Origin of the sequence: Ideonella azotifigens, from assembly GCF_006519715.1 — a bacterium.
GTDB lineage: Bacteria > Pseudomonadota > Gammaproteobacteria > Burkholderiales > Burkholderiaceae_C > Ideonella > Ideonella azotifigens.
This window is the reverse complement of sequence record NZ_VIDT01000005.1, coordinates 19,585-36,952: the sequence shown is the minus strand read 5'-3', so window position 1 is coordinate 36,952 and position 17,368 is coordinate 19,585. Positions and strand designations below refer to the sequence as shown.

Sequence of the window (17,368 nt, the reverse complement as noted above, 5' to 3'; positions counted from 1 at the left end):
GGGCGGTAGTTGTTGTCGCCGCGGGCGGCCTGGGCCTTGGCACCGGTGGGGGCGTCCAGCTTCATCGTCAGCGAAATGCGCTGGCGCGACAGGTCCACCTCCAGCACCTTGACCTTGACGATGTCGCCGGTCTTGACGACCTCGCGCGCGTCGGTGACGAACTTGTTCGACAGCTGGCTGACGTGGATCAGGCCGTCCTGGTGCACGCCCAGGTCCACGAACGCGCCGAACTGCGCGACATTGCTGACCGTGCCTTCCAGCGTCATGCCGGGCTGCAGATCCTTGATGTCTTCGACGCCGTCGTTGAAGCGCGCCACCTTGAAGTCCGGGCGCGGGTCGCGGCCCGGCTTTTCCAGTTCGGCCAGGATGTCCTTGACCGTGATGGCGCCGAACTTCTCGTCGGCAAAGGCTTCGGGCTTGAGCGTGCGGATCACATCGCTCTTGCCCATCAGCTCGCCGGCGGGGCGGCCCAGCTTCTCGGCCATGCGCTGCACCAGCGGGTAGGTTTCCGGGTGCACGCCGGAGAAGTCCAGCGGGTTGTCGCCGCCGCGAATGCGCAGGAAGCCGGCCGCCAGCTCGAAGGTCTTGGCGCCCAGCCCGGCCACGTCCATCAGTTGCTGGCGGTTGCGGAACGCGCCGTTGGCGTCGCGCCAGCGCACGATGCTGGCCGCGACTGCATTCGACAAGCCGGAGACCTGCGCCAGCAGCGGCGCCGAGGCGGTGTTCAGGTCCACGCCGACCGAGTTCACGCAGTCCTCGATCACGGTGTCCAGCGTGCGCGCCAGCTCGCTCTGGTTCACGTCGTGCTGGTACTGGCCCACGCCAATGCTTTTCGGATCGATCTTCACCAGTTCAGCCAGCGGGTCCTGCAGACGGCGGGCAATGGAGACAGCGCCGCGCAGGCTCACGTCCAGATCAGGCAACTCTTTGGACGCGAACTCGGAGGCCGAGTAGACCGACGCGCCGGCTTCGCTGACGACCACCTTTTCGATGAACGTGCCGGGCGCCAGCTGCTGGATGCGCTTGATCAGGTCCCCGGCCAACTTGTCCGTCTCGCGGCTGGCAGTGCCGTTGCCAATCGCGATCAGGTTCACGCCGTGCGTGGCGCACAACCGGCCCAGCGTGTGGATCGAACCTTCCCAGTCCTTGCGCGGCTCGTGCGGGTAGACGGTGTGGGTGTCCAGCACCTTGCCGGTGTCGCTCACCACGGCCACCTTCACGCCGGTGCGGATGCCTGGGTCCAGGCCCATCACCACGCGCTTGCCTGCGGGTGCGGCCAGCAGCAGGTCGCGCAGGTTCTCGGCGAAGACCTTGATGGCCACTTTCTCGGCATCTTCACGTAGACGCGCAAACAAATCACGCTCCAGGCTCATCGAGAGCTTGACCTTCCAGGTCCAGGCAATCGTCTTGCGGATCAGCTCGTCGCCCACGCGCTTGGCATGGCGCCAGCCCAGGTGGCCTGCAATGCGGCCTTCGGCCAGCGTTGGCTGACCGGGCACCACCTCCTCGTCCAGCACCAGCTTCGCGTCCAGGATCTCCTGGGTGCGGCCGCGGAACACGGCCAGCGCGCGGTGCGAAGGCACGGTGCGGATCGGCTCGTCGTACTCGAAATAGTCGCGGAACTTGGCATGGTCCGCGTTGTTCGGGTCCTTGCCTTCGACCAGCTTGGAACGCAGCAGCCCTTCGGCCCATAGCCACTCGCGCAGCTTGCCGACCAGCGCGGCGTCTTCGGCCCAGCGCTCGCTGAGCAGGTCGCGCACGCCGTCCACCACGGCAAACGCATCGGCAAAGCCGGCGTCTGCATTGATGAAGGCCGCGGCCTCGGTCATCGGGTCCAGCGTGGGGTCGGCGAACAGCTTGTCCGCGAGCGGCTCCAGCCCGGCCTCGCGGGCGATCATGCCCTTGGTGCGGCGCTTCTGCTTGTAGGGCAGGTAGAGGTCTTCCAGATCCTGCTTGGTCGGCGCGGCCTCGATGGCGGCCTGTAGCTGCGGCGTCAGCTTGCCCTGCTCGGCAATGCTTTTCAGCACCGCCTCGCGCCGGTCTTCCAGCTCGCGCAGGTAGCCCAGCCGGGCTTCCAGTTCGCGCAGCTGGATGTCGTCCAGCCCGTCGGTGGCTTCCTTGCGGTAGCGGGCAATGAAGGGAACCGTGGCGCCGCCGTCCAGCAAGGAGACGGCCGCCTGGACCTGGGCCGGTCGAGCCTTCAGCTCGGCGGCAATTTGCAACAGGATCTTTTCCAAAACTCGTGTCTTCGGTGACCGGGAGAGCGCGGCAGTTTGCCAGAAGCCTGGCAGCCCGGACGCCGCCGCCATGACAACCGGCACGGGTTCGGAACGGCAGAAGCTCGGGTTCTCCCTGATGACGACGCCGGCCATCGTTGGTGCAATGCCAGCCATTGGAACCGGTTCCATATCCGTTCCACCCAACGCACCCACAACCGGCCCGCCCATGGCCGCCAGCTCCCAACAAGGAACGTCTCATGTCCAGCTCATCGCCTTCGCCCCTGCCGCCGCTCGCCCCGCCGCCGCAGTCGCCCATGGCGCTGCCCGGCTTCACCTGGGGCGTGGCGACCGCCTCGTTCCAGATCGAAGGCGCCACCCACGCGGACGGCCGCCTGGCCTCGATCTGGGACACCTTCTGCGACACGCCCGGCAAGGTGCTGAACGGCGACACCGGCGCGAATGCCTGTGACCATTTCAACCGCTGGGAAGCCGACGTGGACATGATCGCGGCGCTGGGCGTGGACGCCTACCGCCTCTCGCTGGCCTGGCCGCGGGTCATGGACGAAAAGGGCCGGCCGAACCAGAAAGGCATCGACTTCTACAAGCACCTGCTGGACCGGCTCGAAGCCAAGGGCCTGCAGCGCTTCGTCACGCTCTACCACTGGGACCTGCCGCAGCACCTGGAAGACCGCGGCGGCTGGCTGAACCGCGACACCGCCTACCGCTTCGCCGAATACGCCGACCTGATGAGCCGCGAGCTGCAAGGCCGCGTCACGTCCTATGCCTCGCTGAACGAGCCCTGGTGCTCGGCCTTCCTGGGCTACGGCAATGGCCACCACGCACCCGGCCGCAGCAGCGTGCGCTACGCCCGGCAGGCCATGCACCACCTGCTGCTGGGCCACGGCCTGGCGCTGCAGGCGCTGAAGGCCAACGACCCAGGCGCGCAGCGCGGCATCGTCGCCAACTTCGGCCGCGGCACGCCCGAGACCAGCAGCCCGGCCGACGTGCGCGCCGCCCAGCTGTTCGAGTTGCAGCACAACGACTGGGTGCTGGGCCCCTTGCTCAAGGGCGCCTACCCTGCCGACCTGGACAGCCTGTGGCCAGGCAGCGCGCCGCTGGTGCTCGAAGGTGACATGGCCACCATCGCGCAGCCGCTGGACTTCCTCGGCGCCAACTACTACTTCCGCACCCAGCTGAAGAGCGACGGCGGCCACGGCTACATCGAGACCGACGTGCCCAACGTCGAGCGCACGCAGATGGGCTGGGAGGTCTACCCGCAAGGCCTTGAAGACCTGCTGCGGGACTTCAAGTCCCGCTACCCCAACCTGCCGCCCGTCTTCATCACCGAAAACGGCATGGCCTCGGACGACCAGGTCGAGGCCGGCCAGGTGCACGACGCGCAGCGCATCAGCTTCCTGAACCGCCACTTCGCCGCGGTGGCGCGGGCCATCGAAGCCGGCGTGGACGTGCGCGGCTATTTCGTCTGGTCGCTGATGGACAACTTCGAATGGGCCTTCGGCTACGAGCGCCGTTTCGGCCTGGTGCATGTGGACTACCAGACCCAGCAGCGCACGCTGAAAGACAGTGCGCTGGCCTTCCAGGCCTTCCTCGCCGCCCGCAAGCAAGGCTGACAACCTTTTTCGCGCTGCTCGCTTCCCTACAGGCCGCCAAGCGGCCCTTTCCCCCGGTCATTTCAAAGACAGATACTGGAGACAAAGCCATGGCCCCAATGAAGTTCAAGACCCTTGCCGCTGCCGCCTTCGTCGCGCTGGCCGCCAACGCCGCCCACGCCCAGAAGGCCGAGGTGATCCACTGGTGGACTTCCGGCGGTGAATCGGCCGCGGTGAAGACCCTGGCCGACGCCTACAACCAGGCTGGCGGCACCTGGGTCGACGCGGCCGTGGCCGGTGCGGACAACGCCCGCGCCGCCGCCATCAACCGCATCGCCGGCGGCAACCCGCCGACCGCCGCCCAGTTCAACACCTCCAAGCAGTACCACGACGTGATTGACGAGGGCCTGCTGAACGACATCGACCCGGTGGCGGCCAAGGAAGGCTGGGACAAGCTCCTGCCCAAGCCCATCATCGACAGCATCAAGATCAAGGGCCACTACTACGCGGTCCCGGTCAACATCCACAACCCGACCTGGTTCTGGTACTCCAAATCCGCACTGACCAAGGCCGGCGTGGCCGCCGAGCCCAAGACGGTGGACGAATTCTTCGCCGCGCTGGACAAGCTGAAGGCCGCCGGCCTGGTGCCGCTGGCACTGGGTGGCCAGAGCTGGCAGGAATGGATCACCTTCTACAGCTTCGTGCTGCATGTGGGCGGCCGGGACGCCTACCTGAAGTTTTTCCGCGATCATGACGTGGCCAGCGTCAACTCCGAGCCCTTCCGCAAGGCCATGACGGCGCTGAAGAAGCTGCACGGCTATGTGGACGCTGGCTCGCCGGGCCGCAACTGGAACGACGCCACCGCGATGGTCATCAGCGGCAAGGCCGGCTTCCAGATCATGGGCGACTGGGCCAAGGGCGAGTTCGGCGCCGCAGGCCAGACAGCAGGCAAGGAATTCGGCTGTTTCGCCGGCTTCGGCCCCAGCGCACCCTACATGGTGGCGGGCGACGTCTTCGTCTTCCCGAAGACGACCAACAAGGCGCAGATCGAAGCCCAGCACAAGCTGGCCACCGTCTTCACCTCGCCGGCCACGCAGGTCGCGTTCAACAACAAGAAGGGCTCGATCCCGATCCGCACCGACGTCGACACCGGCAAGATGGACGTCTGCGCCCAGGCTGGCGTGGCGGCGATGAAGGATGCGTCGCGGCAGATTGCCAACCCCGACATGCTGATGACGCCTGACATGGTCGGCGCGGTGCAGGACGTGATCACCAAGTTCTGGAACAGCAACCAGTCGGTCGACGACGTGGTCAAGGCGCTGCAAGGCGCCATCAAGGGCTGAGCGCCGTCAGGCGCTGAAACAGGAAACCGCCATGGCCATATCTTCTTCCCGACACAGGCCGAGCCGGGCACGGCCATGGCGGGCCTTGACCGCGCAGATCGCGCTGCTGCCGATGGCACTGACCGCGCTGGGCGTCTACATCGGCACCGTGTTGTGGTCGATGCGCATCTCGGTCAGCAGCTCGCGCATCTTCCCGCGCGACGACTTTGTCGGCCTGTCGCAGTACCAGCGGCTGTTCGAAACCGAGCGCTGGCATGTCTCGGTGCAGAACCTCGCCGTCTTCGGCGTGTTGTTCGTCGCCGCCTGCCTGGTGCTGGGGCTGCTGCTGGCGGTGTTGCTGGACCAGCATGTGCGCGGCGAAGGTGTGCTGCGCACCGTATTCCTGTACCCCTATGCCGTTTCGTTCGTCGCCACCGGCCTTGTCTGGCAGTGGATGCTGAACCCCGAGCTGGGCATCCAGTCCACCGTGCGGGCGCTGGGCTTTCCGGACTTCAAGTTCGACTGGATCGTGCAGCAGGACCAGGTCATCTACACCATCGTCATCGCCGCCGTCTGGCAGGCCTCGGGCGTGGTGATGGCGGTCTTGCTGGCAGGCCTGCGCGGCGTGGACGAATCGCTGTGGCATGCCGCGCGGGTCGACGGCGTGCCGCGCTGGCGCTACTACCTCAGCATCGTGCTGCCGCAGCTCGGGCCAGCCATTGGCACCTCGTTCGTGCTGCTGGCCGTTGGCGTGGTCAAGGTCTTCGACGTGGTCGTGGCCATGACCCAGGGCGGCCCGGGCAATGCCAGCGAAGTGCCGGCCAAGTTCATCATGGACAACCTGTTCGGCCGCGCCAACGTTGGCCTGGCCTCCGCCGCCTCCACCGTGATGCTGCTGACCGTGCTGGCCCTGCTCACGCCCTGGTGGTATGCCCGTGCGGTGCAAGCGAAAAAGGCGCGCCATTCATGAACACCGCCACCACCGCCGTGCCCACGCCTCCCATGCCCACCATCGCCCCGCCTGCCAAGCCTGGGTCGCGCCATGCAACGCGGCCCAAGCGCGGCCTGTTCAGCCCCGCGCGCATCGGCCTGTATGCGCTGCTGATCAGCGCCGCGGCCTTCTTCCTGGTGCCGCTGTACGTGATGATCTCGACCTCGCTCAAACCGATGGTCGAGATCCGGCTGGGCAACCTGTTTGCACTGCCCACGCATGCCACCGCGGCCGCCTGGGTGGACGCCTGGTCCAGCGCCTGCACCGGGCTGGACTGCAACGGCATCCAGGTCGGCTTCTGGAACTCGGTGAAGATCGTGCTGCCCAGCACCGTGCTGTCGATCTTCTTCGGCGCGCTGAACGGCTACGCGCTGTCCTTCTGGCGCGTGCGCTGGGCCGGCGTGATCTTTGGCGTGCTGATGTTCGGCGCCTTCGTGCCCTACCAGGTCACGCTGTACCCGCTGGTGCGCATCTTCTCGGCCGCCGGCATGTTCGGCACCCTGCCCTGCATCGTGCTGGTCCACACCATCTTCGGCATGCCGGTGATGACGCTGCTGTTCCGCAACTACTACGCCAGCGTGCCCGGCGAGCTGTTCAAGGCCGCGCGCATCGACGGTGGCGGCTTCTGGCGCATCTTCTTCCAGCTGATGCTGCCGATGTCGCTGCCCATCATCGCGGTGGCCGTGATCATGCAGCTGACCAACATCTGGAACGACTTCCTGCTCGGCCTTGTCTTCGCCGGCCGCGAGAACCTGCCCATGACGGTGCAGCTGAACAACGTGATCAACACCACCACCGGCGAGCGCCTCTACAACGTCAACATGGCCGCCACGCTGCTGACCTCGCTGGTCCCGCTGGTGGTCTACCTGGTCTCCGGCCGCTGGTTCGTCAGAGGCATTGCGGCTGGCGCCGTGAAGGGATGACATGACCATCCCCAGCTCACTTCGTTCGCAGCCCACCAAGGGGGCGCGGGCCAGCCTTGGGGCGGCCCGGCGGCAGTCCCGCATCGGCTAAAGGATTTCCGAACATGTCATCCGTCACCATCGAAGACTTGGACATCCGCCTCTCCGGCGTCGACATCATCCGCCAGCTAAACCTGGAGGTCGGCACCGGCGAATTCCTGGTGCTGCTCGGCCCTTCGGGCTGCGGCAAGTCCACCTTGCTGCACAGCATTGCCGGCCTGATCGACGTGCACGACGGCCGCATGGCCATCGGCGGGCGCGACGTGACCTGGGCCGACCCCAAGGACCGCGGCATCGGCATGGTGTTCCAGTCCTATGCGCTGTACCCGACGATGTCGGTCGAAAAGAACCTGTCCTTCGGCCCGCGCATTGCCGGTGTGCCCAAGGCCGAGATAACCAAGCGCGTCAAGCGCGCGGCCAGCATGCTGCAACTCACCGAGCTGTTGCACCGCAAGCCGGCCCAGCTGTCCGGCGGCCAGCGCCAGCGGGTGGCCATCGGCCGCGCGCTGGTCCGCGAGGCCTCGGTTTTCCTGTTCGACGAGCCGCTGTCCAACCTGGATGCCAAGCTGCGCGGCGAACTGCGCCGCGAGCTGAAAGCGCTGCACCAGGAACTGGGCGCGACCATGATTTACGTCACCCACGACCAGGTCGAGGCCATGACGCTGGCCAGCCGCATCGCGGTGATGAAGTCCGGCGTGATCCAGCAGATCGATACGCCTGCCGCCGTCTACGCCAAGCCGGCCAACATGTTCGTCGCCGGTTTCCTCGGCGCGCCGAGCATGAACTTCGTCACCGGCCAGTTGCAGCGCAACGGTGACGCCCGGCGCTTCGTCTCGCCCACGCTGCAGGTCGATGTCTCGGCTTACCCGTTCGTTCAGCCCCCCGCAGTCGGCCAGCCGGTGGTGCTGGGCGTGCGGCCCCAGCACGTGACGCTGACCCCGGCGGAGGCCACCGGCACGGCAGGCCGCGCGCAGGTCTCGATGGTGGAGCCGATGGGTTCGCACCAGATCATCTGGCTGGACGCGCAAGGCCTGTCACTGGCGGCAGACCTGCAGGCCGAAATGACGCAAGTGGTCGACGGCCACGTCGGTTTCACGCTGGACGCCGCGCACATTTCGTTGTTCGATCCCGGCACGCAGGCCCGGCTGTGAGCGTTTCCAGGACAATCCTGCGCTGATGACCCGCACGCCCACCATCGCCGACGTCGCCCGCCTCGCAGGGGTGGGTAAGGGCACGGCCTCGCGCGCCATCTCGGGCAACGGCGCGGTCTCGCCCGAGACGCTGGCCCGTGTGCGGGAGGCGGTGGCGGCGCTGAACTTCCGCCCGTCGAACGCGGCGCGGGCGCTGTCCACCAAGCGCACCGGCATGGTGGGCATCTACGTGCACGACTTCGCCGGCGACTTCTTCGGTCCCATCCTGCAGGCGGTGGACGGCGAGTTGCGCGGCGCAAACCGGCACATGGTCGCGGCCAATGGCTGCGGCCTGGGCGTGGGTGCCGGGCCGGACGATGGTGACGCCCGCCAGCGGGCGCTGGACGGCATCCGCTTCCTGATCGAAAGGGAATGCGATGGCGTGCTCGTCGTCAGCAACGCCCTCAGCTCCGAAGACCTGGACATGCTGTGGAGCGAGAAGGCACCGCTGGTGGTGCTGAACCAGACCAGCCCTTCCAAGCCCGAGCACTGCTTCTCGACCGATCACGAACTCGCCGGCCGGCTGGCCGCGCATGCGCTGCTGCAGCAAGGCCACCGCGAACTGGCCTGCATCAGCGGCCTTCACACCGCGCCAGACAACGCGCTGCGCATGGCCGGCTTCCATGCCGAGCTGGCGCAGCATGGCGTGATCATTCCGCCCTCGCATCAGCGCGAAGGCCAGTTCAGCTTCGATGGCGGACACGCCGCCGCGCAGGCGCTGCTGGCGCAGGGGCTGGATTTCAGTGCCCTCTTCTGCGCGAACGACACCATGGCCATGGCCGCCATTGCCTGCTTGGGCAAGGCGGGCGTCAAAGTGCCGGACCAGCTCTCGGTGCTCGGCTTCGACGACAGCGTGCTGGCCCGCTACACCACGCCCGCGCTGAGCACCGTGCGCGTGCCCAGCGTGGACATGGCCGCCAACGGCTGCCGCTTCCTGCTGAACCTCTGCTACGGCCTCACGCTGCCGGTGCAGCGCGAGTTCCCGCCGGAGGTCGTGTGGCGTGACTCGGTGCGGCCGGGGCCGCATGCCAACGAGTCCACGCCGGCCGTGCAGGTCAAGATGGCCCGCAAGCGCAGCCCGACCTTCAAGGCCTGAGCCGGCTGAACCGCAAGGGGAAGGCTTCGACAGGCTCAGCCCGAACGGGGATCCGGCTCAGCCCGAACGGAGAAGGTGGCGGCCCGAACGGGGATGGTGGCTCAGCCGCGCAGTTGCGCCCGCAGGTTCGCGCCCACCTCCGGTCGCTCCTTGAACGGATCGGTCGGGTTGCGCAGCTGCAGAATGTCTTCCATGCGCATCTGCACGCCACCCAACGCATGCGGGTGGCTGAAGACGTAGAACTGGCGCTTGCGCACCGCCTCGAACACCCACTGCATGACCTGCTCGGCCGTCAGCTTGCCGCTGCTCACCGCCTTGTCGGACATGGCCTGGGCGATCAGCTGGCTCTTGGTGGGCTTGTGGTCACCGTCGTTGAAGTCCGCCGGCCGGTTGCGCTCGCTGTGGCTGATGCCGGTGGGCACGAAGTACGGGCACAGCACGCTGGTGCCGATCTGGTCGGTCACCAAAGCCAGGTCCTGGTAGAGCGTTTCGCTCATGGCCACCACCGCATGCTTGGTCACGTTGTAGACACCCATGTTGGGCGCGTTCAGCATGCCGGCCATCGAGGCGGTGTTGACGATGTGGCCCTCGTACGAAGGGTCAGCCTTCGCCGCATCCAGCATCATTGGCGTGAAGACGCGCACGCCGTGGGCGACACCCATCAGGTTCACGCCCACCACCCACTCCCAATCCTTCAGCGTGTGCTCCCAGATCAGGCCGCCCGCGCCCACGCCGGCGTTGTTGAACACGAAGTGCGGCGCGCCGAAGGTCTCCAGCGTGGCCGCACCCATCGCCTCCACGCGCTCGGCCTTGGCCACGTCCAGCTGGAACGGCAGCACCTCGGCGCCCAGGCCTCGGATCTCGGCCACGGCCTTGTCCAGCGCGTCCTGCTGCACGTCGGCCATCACGATGCGCATGCCCTCGCGGGCGGCAATGCGCGAGGCCTCCAGCCCGAAGCCGGAACCGGCGCCGGTGATCACCGCGGTGCGGCCCTGGAATGTCTTCATGCTTGTCTCCTGTCGGTGTTTTTGTGCTTCAAGCCACGGGTTTGAGGGCAAAGCCGATGCGCGGGAAGTGCACGTGCACACGGCCCGCACGCGCGTCCTCGCGGGCCAGCACGACCTCGCTGTCATCCAGGCCAACCAGCATGCCCGGCACCGGATCACGGCCGTAGTCGGTCGGCGTGACGGTGACCTGCGTGCCAGCTTCCAGCCCCTGGCCGGGCGCCACCGCCGTCTCGGCATAGCGGCCGCCGCTGGACAGCGCCAGTGCCACCGCCGCGCCTGAGCCCAGCGGCTGCATGCGGCCATGGCCGAAGGCCGCCACACGTTCGTACCAGGCCAGCAGCTTCGGGTGGCCGTCCAGCACGCCCGCAACCGGCGGCACGCGAAGGATGAACCAGATGGACTGAGCCACCGAGAAGTCCGCCACGCTGGGCTGGCCGCCGGCCATGAAGTCGCCACTGCCAGCCAGGTGCGCTTCCAGCCAATTCAGGTAGCTCTTCAACTGCGCCGCCAGGTCGCCCAGCGACGGGCGCAGCATGCCGGCGGTGAAGCTGGCCCGGTCCACCGCAAAGGCCTTCATCGCCTCGGGCGACAGGCCCTTCAGCGCGTAGGCGATGCCGGCTGGCTGCAGCGTGTACGGAATCGCCGCCCAGAACAGCGTGGTGTCGGCCCATTGCGAGAGCATGCTGGCCGTGCCCGCTTCACCCGCCGGGAACAGGCTGGGCGCGGGGCGGCGCTGCTCGAGCAGGTCCACGATGCGCCGCGTGTCGCAGTAGACGTCGGCGCCGACCTGCAGCACCGGCGTCTTGCGGTAGCCGCCGGTGAGCGCCACCACGTCGGGCTTGGGCATGATCTCGGGGATGTGCACGCTGTACCAGTCCAGGCCCTTGTAGCCCAGGATCAGGCGGATCTTTTCCGAGAACGGCGAGCCCTCGTAGTGGTGCAGCACCAGGCTGAGACACTCCGGCGTGGTGGCTTGGCTCATCGCGGCGACCTCCACATTTCGTGGTGGGGAATGTTGTCTTCCAGGTAAGGCTCGCCCACCAACGTGTAGCCAAACTCGCCGTACAGCTTCGCCAGGTGGGCCTGCGCGCTGATGCGGTTGCCCTGCCCGGGCCACACCTGGTCGGCCCGGCGCAGTGCCTCGCCCACCAGCAGCCGGCCCACGCCCTGCCCGCGCAACCGCGGGTCGTTGACCACGCGGCCCATCGAAGGCTCGGCGTATTTCACGCCCGGGTCCACCATGCGCAGGTAGGCCACGAGTTGGCCTGCAGGCAGCTCGCCAATGGGCTGCGCCAGCCGGCCCAGCAGGTGCCAGCTGTCCAGGTCCACGCCGTCCACGTCCAGGTAGGCGCAGGCCTGCTCCAGCACGAAGACCTCGGCGCGCAGCCGCAGCGCGTCGTACACGTCGCGGGCCGACAGGTCGCCAAAGCGCGACCATTGCCAGGTGATCGCCAGCGCCGCCATCAGACGAGCTTCACCAGCTGCTTGCCGAAGTTCTTGCCCTTGAGCAGGCCGAGGAATGCCTCCGGCGCGCTGGCAATGCCTTCGGCCACGGTCTCGCGGTACTTCAGCTGGCCGGTGGCCACCAAGGCGCCCAGCTCCTTGAGCGCCTCGGGCCACACGCCCATGTGCTCGCTGACGATGAAGCCTTCCAGCTTCATGCGGTTGACCAGGATCAGCGACGGATTGGTCATCGGGATCGGATCGCCGTTGTAGCCGGAGATCATCCCGCAGAAGGCGATGCGGCTGAAGGCATTGCAGCGCAGCATCACCGCGTCCAGGATCATGCCGCCGACGTTCTCGAAGTAGCCGTCGATGCCATCCGGGCAGGCTTCCTTCAGCGCGCGGGACAGCGACTTCAGGTCCGGGTGGGCCTTGTAGTCGATGCAGGCATCGAAGCCCAGTTCGCTGACCACCTGGCCGCACTTGTCCGGCCCGCCGGCAATGCCCACCACGCGGCAACCACGTGCCTTGGCCAGCTGGCCCACGGCGCCACCCACCGCGCCGCTGGCCGCGCTCACCACCACCGTCTCGCCGGCCTTGGGGGTGATGATCTTGACCAGGCCATACCAGCCGGTCACGCCCGGCATGCCGACCGCGCCGAGGTAGGCCGACAGCGGGATGTGCGTCGTGTCGACCTTCTGCAGCACGCCACGCTGGTTGGCGTCCACGCGCTGGTACTCCTGCCAGCCGCCCATGCCGACCACCTTGTCACCCGCCTTGAAATGGCTGTTGCGCGATTCGACGACCTCGCCCACGGTGCCGCCGATCATCACCTCGCCCAGCGGCTGCGGCTGCGCGTAGCTCTTGCTGTCGTTCATGCGGCCGCGCATGTAGGGGTCCAGGCTGAGGTAATGGTTGCGCACCAGCACCTCGCCATCGGCCAGCGCCGAGACCGGCGTCTCGACCAGCTTGAAGTTGGCCACGCTGGGCTCGCCCGTGGGGCGGTTGTCGAGCAGGATCTGGCGGTTGGTGAGCGACATGGTGAAGGTCCTTGTAGAGGTGTGATGCGCTCAGGCGTCGCCGGAGGACGGGACGCCGCGTTGCGCAGGGTTCACGCGATGCGGGTTGACCGGCATCGCGCGGAGGAACTTGAAAGTGGCCGTGGCGTGGGCGCACAGGTCGCCCGCGCTGTTGAGGATGCGGCCCTCGCAGAAGGCCATCGTGACGGTGCGCTGCAGCACATGGCCGATGCCGCGCAACTCACCCTCGGCGGGGCGCAGGAAGCTGGTCTTCAGCTCGATGGTGGCCACACCCGGGCCTTCCATCTGGCCGCTGCGCGCGGCGAGCGCCATCGAAATGTCCAGCATGGTCATCAACAGGCCGCCATGGGCCACGTCCCAGCCGTTCAGGTGCGGCGGCTGCAACCAGACGCGCACTTCGGCGGTGTCTTCGGTGCAGCCGTAGAACTGCAGGCCCAGGTGGTGGGCGAAAGGGATGGGGATCGGGAAGGCTTGGGGCGTGGACGACATGAAATCCTCAGGAGGCTGGGCTGCCGGAAATCAGCCCGGCGGCATGGCCCTGATCATCCCCCATGGATGGCGCTGACACCGCCGTCCACCGCCAGGATCTGGCCGGTGATGTGCTTGCCAGCGGCGGAGGCGAACAGCAGCGCGGCACCCTTGAGGTCGTCGTCGTCGCCCAGGCGGCGCAGCGGCGCCTTGGCGGCCATGTTCTCCTCCCCCACCGCGGCCAGCAGGCCCTTGGTCATGCGGCTGGGGAAGAAGCCCGGGGCAATGGCGTTCACGGTGATGCCGTATTCGCCCCACTCGCCAGCCAGCGCGCGGGTGAAGTTCACCACCGCGCCCTTGCTGGTGTTATAGGCAATGGTCTTCATCTCGTGGGTGTTGCCGGCCAGGCCGGCGATGCTGGCCACGTTGATGATGCGGCCGTGGCGGCGCGGGATCATGCTGGCCTGCGCCACCAGCTGGCTGAAGACAAACAGGCTGCGGATGTTCAGGTTCATCACCTTGTCCCAGGCCTCCAGCGGGTGGTCCTCGGCCGGTGCGCCCCAGGTGGCGCCGGCGTTGTTGACGAGGATGTCGATCCGGCCCAGGCGCTGCATGGCCTCGGCCACGACGCGCTTGGCGTCTTCGGGCTGGCTGGCATCGGCCGCGATCCAGCTGGCGTCAATGCCCTTGGCCTTCAGGATGGCCGCGGCCTCTTCCAGGTCGCCGGCCTTGCGCGAGCTCAACACGAGCTTCGCGCCGGCTTCGCCCAGGCTCTCGGCGATCTGCAGGCCCAGGCCGCGCGAGCCGCCGGTGACCACGGCCGTCTGGCCGCTGAGGTCCATCAACTTGGCAATCGGGGTGCTCATGTCTGTGTCTCCTTGTGTGTGTGCGTGTGATCAGAACCAGCTGTCTTGCATCTCGCGGCAGACCGCTTCACGTTGGCTGACGACGGCCAGCCAGGCGCCGATCTTGGGCAGCTCGTAGACGTGGAAGTAGCGCATCGCGGCCAGCAGGCCGGCGTTGCGCGCGGCTTGCTCATCGGTCGCAGGTGCAGCCTGCTTCGCGGCCAGTCCCAGCTCCAGCCAGATCCACGCGAGCACCACATGGCCGAAAGCCTGCAGGTAAGGCGTGGCATTGGCCAGCGCCTCTTCCGGCACGCCCGTGGCCCAGGCGGACTTGGTGGCCGCGCCCAGCTGCTGCAGCGCCGCGGCCAGGCCGTTGGCCGGTTCGGCCAGACCTTGGACCTGGCCCGCACGCTGGATGGTCTCGCCCACGCGCGTGGCCAGCAGCTTCAGGCCCGCACCGCCCTGCATCACCACCTTGCGGCCCAGCAGGTCCAGCGCCTGGATGCCGTGCGTGCCTTCGTGGATCATGTTCAGGCGGTTGTCGCGCCAGTACTGCTCGACAGGGAAGTCCCGCGTGTAGCCGTAGCCGCCGTGGACCTGGATCGCCAGGCTGTTGGCCTCCAGGCACCACTCGCTGGGCCAGCTCTTGGCAATCGGCGTGAGCACTTCCAGCAGCAGGCTGGCTTCAGCCGCCGCTTCCGGCGTGCCGGTGTGCGACTCGTCCACCAGCCGCGCGCAATACAGCTCCAGCGCCAGCGCACCTTCGCAATACGCCTTTTGCGCCAGCAGCATGCGCTTCACGTCCGCGTGTTCGATGATGGGGACCTGCGGCTCCGCAGCGTCTTTCCCGCCTTCGGTGATGGGCCGGCCTTGCGGCCGCTGCCGCGCATAGGCCAGCGAGGCCTCGTAGCCCGCCATGCCCAGCATCGTGGCCGCCATGCCCACGCCGATGCGCGCCTCGTTCATCATGTGGAACATGCAGCGCAGCCCTTCGCCGGCTCGGCCCACCAGGTAGCCGATGGCGCCTGGGCCACCGCGCACCGGGAACCTGCCTTCGCCGAAGTTCAGCAAGGTGTTGGTCGTGCCGCGCCAGCCGCACTTGTGGTTCAGGCCGGCCAGTGCCACGTCGTTGCGCTCACCGGTCAACCGGCCTTGCGCGTCCACCAGCTTCTTCGGCACGATGAACAGCGAGATGCCGCGCGTGCCGGGCACCAGCTTGCCGTCCGGCCCAGGGATCTTGGCCAGCACCAGGTGGATGATGTTTTCGTTCAGCTCGTGCTCGCCGGCCGAGATCCACATCTTGTTGCCGGTCAGCCGGTAGCGCGCGCCGAAGGGTTCGGCCTCGAAATCGTCGCCATCGGGCACGGCCTTGGTTGCCACGTCCGACAGGCTGGAGCCGGCCTGCGGCTCGGACAGGCACATGGTGCCGGACCAGCGGCCGCTGAACTCGTTGAGTGCGAACACCGTCTTCTGCAGCTCGGTGCCATGCTTCATCAGCAGGTTGGCATTGCCGGTGGTCAGCATGCCGGTGCCGATGCTGACCGATGCCTTGGCGAAAAACGCATTCGCCGCCGCTTCGACGGTGTACGGCAGCTGCATGCCGCCGTGTTCATAGTCCTGCGCGGCGCTGAGCATGCCGGAGGCCGCGTAGGCCTTCACGGCGTCGTGCGTGGCCTGCGGCAGGATCACCTTCTCGCCGTCGAAGCGCGGCTCCTCGGTGTCCACCAGCCGGTTGAACGGCGCGTACTTCTCACGCGCGATGCGCTCGCAGGTGTCCAGCACCTGGGCGAAGGTTTCCAGGCTGTGGTCGGCAAAACGCGGCCGCTCGGTCAGCGTGTCGGCGTGCAGCCAGTCACGCAGCAAAAAGTCCACCAGGGCGCGCATGGTCCCTCCTTTGAGATGACGGGCGGCAGCAGCGGTCGCCCATGCAGCAGCGGCCCGCGCACCGTGGGCGCGCGGTGCCACCGGCCATGGCTTACAGGACCTCGAAGACGCCGGCGGCGCCCATGCCGCCGCCGATGCACATGGTCACGCAGACCTTCTTCGCGCCACGGCGCTTGCCTTCGATCAGCGCGTGGCCGGTCAGGCGCTGGCCAGAAACGCCATACGGGTGGCCGACCGCAATCGCGCCACCATTGACGTTCAGCTTGTCCATTGGAATGCCCAGCGTGTCGGCGCAGTACAGCACCTGCACCGCGAAGGCTTCGTTCAGCTCCCAGAGGTCGATGTCGGCCACCATCAGGCCCAGGCGCTTCAAGACCTTGGGCACCGCGAAGACCGGGCCAATGCCCATTTCGTCAGGCTCGCAACCGGCCACGGCAAAGCCGAGGAAGCGGCCAAGCGGCGTCAGGCCCTTCTGCTGCGCGTACTTGTCGCTGACCAGCACACAGGCGCCGCCGCCGTCGCTGAACTGGCTGGCATTGCCGGCGGAGATCACGCCGCCCGGCAGCGCCGTGCGGATGCCGCGCACCGCTTCCAGCGTGGTACCCGGACGCAGGCCCTCGTCGGCGCTGCAGGTCACTTCCTTGCTGCGCAGACCCAGGGTCTTGTCGATCACGCCGGCCGTCACGGTGATGGGCGCGATCTCTGCGTTGAACAGGCCCGCTTCCTGTGCGGCGCAAGCCTTCTGCTGGCTGGCCGCGCCGTATTCGTCCATGCGCTCCTTGGGGATCTTGTAGCGCTGCGCCACGTTCTCGGCGGTCTGCAGCATGCTCCAGTAGATCTCCGGCTTGTTTTTCATGAGCCAGCTTTCGTGCAGCATGTGGTGGTTCATTTCCTGCTGCACGCAGGAGATGCTTTCCACGCCACCGGCCACGTAGGCATCGCCCTCGCCGGCAATGATGCGCTGCGCAGCCATCGCGATGGTCTGCAGGCCGCTGGAGCAGAAACGGTTCACGGTGACACCGCTGACGGTGATCGGCAGGCCGGCGCGCAGCGCGATCTGACGCGCGATGTTGGCGCCGGTAGCACCTTCGGGGTTGGCGCAGCCCATCAGCACGTCTTCGATGGCACCGGCTTCGATGCCGGCCCGCTCGACAGCGGCCTTGACGGCATGGCCGCCCAGCGTCGCGCCATGGGTCATGTTGAAAGCGCCCTTCCAGCTCTTGGCGAGCGGGGTGCGGGCGGTGGAAACAATGACGGCATCGGTCATGGCAATTCCTGTGTGTTCTGTATG

General features: G+C 67.4%; 15 protein-coding genes. 6 read left to right on the top strand and 9 right to left on the bottom strand.

What is annotated here, in order from left to right:
* A partial coding sequence (locus FKP22_RS01030; RefSeq protein WP_233446790.1) for a Tex family protein occupies positions 1 to 2,237 on the bottom strand: 2,237 nt, incomplete at its 3' end.
* A 239-nt stretch (positions 2,238 to 2,476) separates the two neighbouring features.
* On the opposite strand from FKP22_RS01030, the gene FKP22_RS01025 reads away from it, so the two are divergent.
* From FKP22_RS01025 to FKP22_RS01000, 6 genes are all read left to right on the top strand, one after another.
* The gene (locus FKP22_RS01025) at positions 2,477 to 3,850 is read left to right on the top strand and encodes a GH1 family beta-glucosidase (protein WP_141284315.1); all 1,374 of its coding nucleotides are present in this window, start codon (positions 2,477 to 2,479) and stop codon (positions 3,848 to 3,850) included.
* A gap of 89 nt (positions 3,851 to 3,939) precedes the next feature.
* Positions 3,940 to 5,172, top strand: coding sequence for an ABC transporter substrate-binding protein (locus tag FKP22_RS01020; RefSeq protein ID WP_375140546.1), 1,233 nt, complete (start codon positions 3,940 to 3,942; stop codon positions 5,170 to 5,172).
* Between the two features lie 112 nt (positions 5,173 to 5,284).
* Complete coding sequence (locus FKP22_RS01015; protein WP_375140547.1) at positions 5,285 to 6,121, top strand: carbohydrate ABC transporter permease; 837 nt, start codon at positions 5,285 to 5,287, stop codon at positions 6,119 to 6,121.
* Positions 6,118 to 7,065, top strand: a complete 948-nt coding sequence (locus FKP22_RS01010) for a carbohydrate ABC transporter permease (RefSeq protein ID WP_141284313.1) — start codon at positions 6,118 to 6,120, stop codon at positions 7,063 to 7,065. Before FKP22_RS01015 ends, FKP22_RS01010 begins: the two co-directional genes overlap by 4 nt.
* Positions 7,066 to 7,169: 104 nt before the next feature.
* The gene (locus tag FKP22_RS01005) at positions 7,170 to 8,255 is read left to right on the top strand and encodes an ABC transporter ATP-binding protein (RefSeq protein ID WP_141284312.1); all 1,086 of its coding nucleotides are present in this window, start codon (positions 7,170 to 7,172) and stop codon (positions 8,253 to 8,255) included.
* A gap of 25 nt (positions 8,256 to 8,280) precedes the next feature.
* The gene (locus FKP22_RS01000) at positions 8,281 to 9,390 is read left to right on the top strand and encodes a LacI family DNA-binding transcriptional regulator (RefSeq protein ID WP_141284310.1); all 1,110 of its coding nucleotides are present in this window, start codon (positions 8,281 to 8,283) and stop codon (positions 9,388 to 9,390) included.
* A 101-nt stretch (positions 9,391 to 9,491) separates the two neighbouring features.
* Here the strand turns inward: FKP22_RS01000 and FKP22_RS00995 are convergent, their stop codons facing one another.
* From FKP22_RS00995 to FKP22_RS00960, 8 genes are all read right to left on the bottom strand, one after another.
* Positions 9,492 to 10,397, bottom strand: a complete 906-nt coding sequence (locus tag FKP22_RS00995) for an SDR family oxidoreductase (protein ID WP_141284308.1) — start codon at positions 10,395 to 10,397, stop codon at positions 9,492 to 9,494.
* A 28-nt stretch (positions 10,398 to 10,425) separates the two neighbouring features.
* Positions 10,426 to 11,379, bottom strand: coding sequence for a glutathione S-transferase family protein (locus tag FKP22_RS00990; protein ID WP_141284306.1), 954 nt, complete (start codon positions 11,377 to 11,379; stop codon positions 10,426 to 10,428).
* Positions 11,376 to 11,861 carry a GNAT family N-acetyltransferase gene (locus tag FKP22_RS00985; protein WP_211361261.1) on the bottom strand — a complete coding sequence of 162 codons (486 nt, stop codon included), beginning with the start codon at positions 11,859 to 11,861 and terminating at the stop codon, positions 11,376 to 11,378. The genes FKP22_RS00990 and FKP22_RS00985 overlap by 4 nt, the downstream gene beginning before the upstream one ends.
* Positions 11,861 to 12,880, bottom strand: a complete 1,020-nt coding sequence (locus tag FKP22_RS00980) for an NADP-dependent oxidoreductase (protein WP_141284304.1) — start codon at positions 12,878 to 12,880, stop codon at positions 11,861 to 11,863. The genes FKP22_RS00985 and FKP22_RS00980 overlap by 1 nt, the downstream gene beginning before the upstream one ends.
* Before the next feature lie 30 nt (positions 12,881 to 12,910).
* Positions 12,911 to 13,369 (bottom strand): PaaI family thioesterase, encoded by a 459-nt coding sequence (locus tag FKP22_RS00975; RefSeq protein ID WP_141284302.1) that lies wholly within the window; start codon positions 13,367 to 13,369, stop codon positions 12,911 to 12,913.
* Between the two features lie 53 nt (positions 13,370 to 13,422).
* Complete coding sequence (locus tag FKP22_RS00970) at positions 13,423 to 14,214, bottom strand: SDR family oxidoreductase (protein WP_141284300.1); 792 nt, start codon at positions 14,212 to 14,214, stop codon at positions 13,423 to 13,425.
* 30 nt (positions 14,215 to 14,244) lie between these two features.
* Positions 14,245 to 16,077 (bottom strand): acyl-CoA dehydrogenase, encoded by a 1,833-nt coding sequence (locus tag FKP22_RS00965; protein WP_141284298.1) that lies wholly within the window; start codon positions 16,075 to 16,077, stop codon positions 14,245 to 14,247.
* 91 nt (positions 16,078 to 16,168) lie between these two features.
* Positions 16,169 to 17,344 carry an acetyl-CoA C-acyltransferase gene (locus FKP22_RS00960; RefSeq protein ID WP_141284296.1) on the bottom strand — a complete coding sequence of 392 codons (1,176 nt, stop codon included), beginning with the start codon at positions 17,342 to 17,344 and terminating at the stop codon, positions 16,169 to 16,171.
* Between the last annotated feature and the right edge of the window lie 24 nt (positions 17,345 to 17,368).

Coding starts and splice junctions, on each gene's coding strand:
- FKP22_RS00960 (WP_141284296.1), bottom strand. CDS start 17,344: ATGACCGATGCCGTCATTGTTTCCACCGCCCGCACCCCGCTCGCCAAG.
- FKP22_RS00980 (WP_141284304.1), bottom strand. CDS start 12,880: ATGTCGCTCACCAACCGCCAGATCCTGCTCGACAACCGCCCCACGGGC.
- FKP22_RS01015 (WP_375140547.1), top strand. CDS start 5,285: ATGGCACTGACCGCGCTGGGCGTCTACATCGGCACCGTGTTGTGGTCG.
- FKP22_RS00965 (WP_141284298.1), bottom strand. CDS start 16,077: ATGCGCGCCCTGGTGGACTTTTTGCTGCGTGACTGGCTGCACGCCGAC.
- FKP22_RS00985 (WP_211361261.1), bottom strand. CDS start 11,861: ATGGCGGCGCTGGCGATCACCTGGCAATGGTCGCGCTTTGGCGACCTG.
- FKP22_RS00975 (WP_141284302.1), bottom strand. CDS start 13,369: ATGTCGTCCACGCCCCAAGCCTTCCCGATCCCCATCCCTTTCGCCCAC.
- FKP22_RS00990 (WP_141284306.1), bottom strand. CDS start 11,379: ATGAGCCAAGCCACCACGCCGGAGTGTCTCAGCCTGGTGCTGCACCAC.
- FKP22_RS01010 (WP_141284313.1), top strand. CDS start 6,118: ATGAACACCGCCACCACCGCCGTGCCCACGCCTCCCATGCCCACCATC.
- FKP22_RS01020 (WP_375140546.1), top strand. CDS start 3,940: ATGGCCCCAATGAAGTTCAAGACCCTTGCCGCTGCCGCCTTCGTCGCG.
- FKP22_RS01005 (WP_141284312.1), top strand. CDS start 7,170: ATGTCATCCGTCACCATCGAAGACTTGGACATCCGCCTCTCCGGCGTC.
- FKP22_RS00970 (WP_141284300.1), bottom strand. CDS start 14,214: ATGAGCACCCCGATTGCCAAGTTGATGGACCTCAGCGGCCAGACGGCC.
- FKP22_RS00995 (WP_141284308.1), bottom strand. CDS start 10,397: ATGAAGACATTCCAGGGCCGCACCGCGGTGATCACCGGCGCCGGTTCC.
- FKP22_RS01025 (WP_141284315.1), top strand. CDS start 2,477: ATGTCCAGCTCATCGCCTTCGCCCCTGCCGCCGCTCGCCCCGCCGCCG.
- FKP22_RS01000 (WP_141284310.1), top strand. CDS start 8,281: ATGACCCGCACGCCCACCATCGCCGACGTCGCCCGCCTCGCAGGGGTG.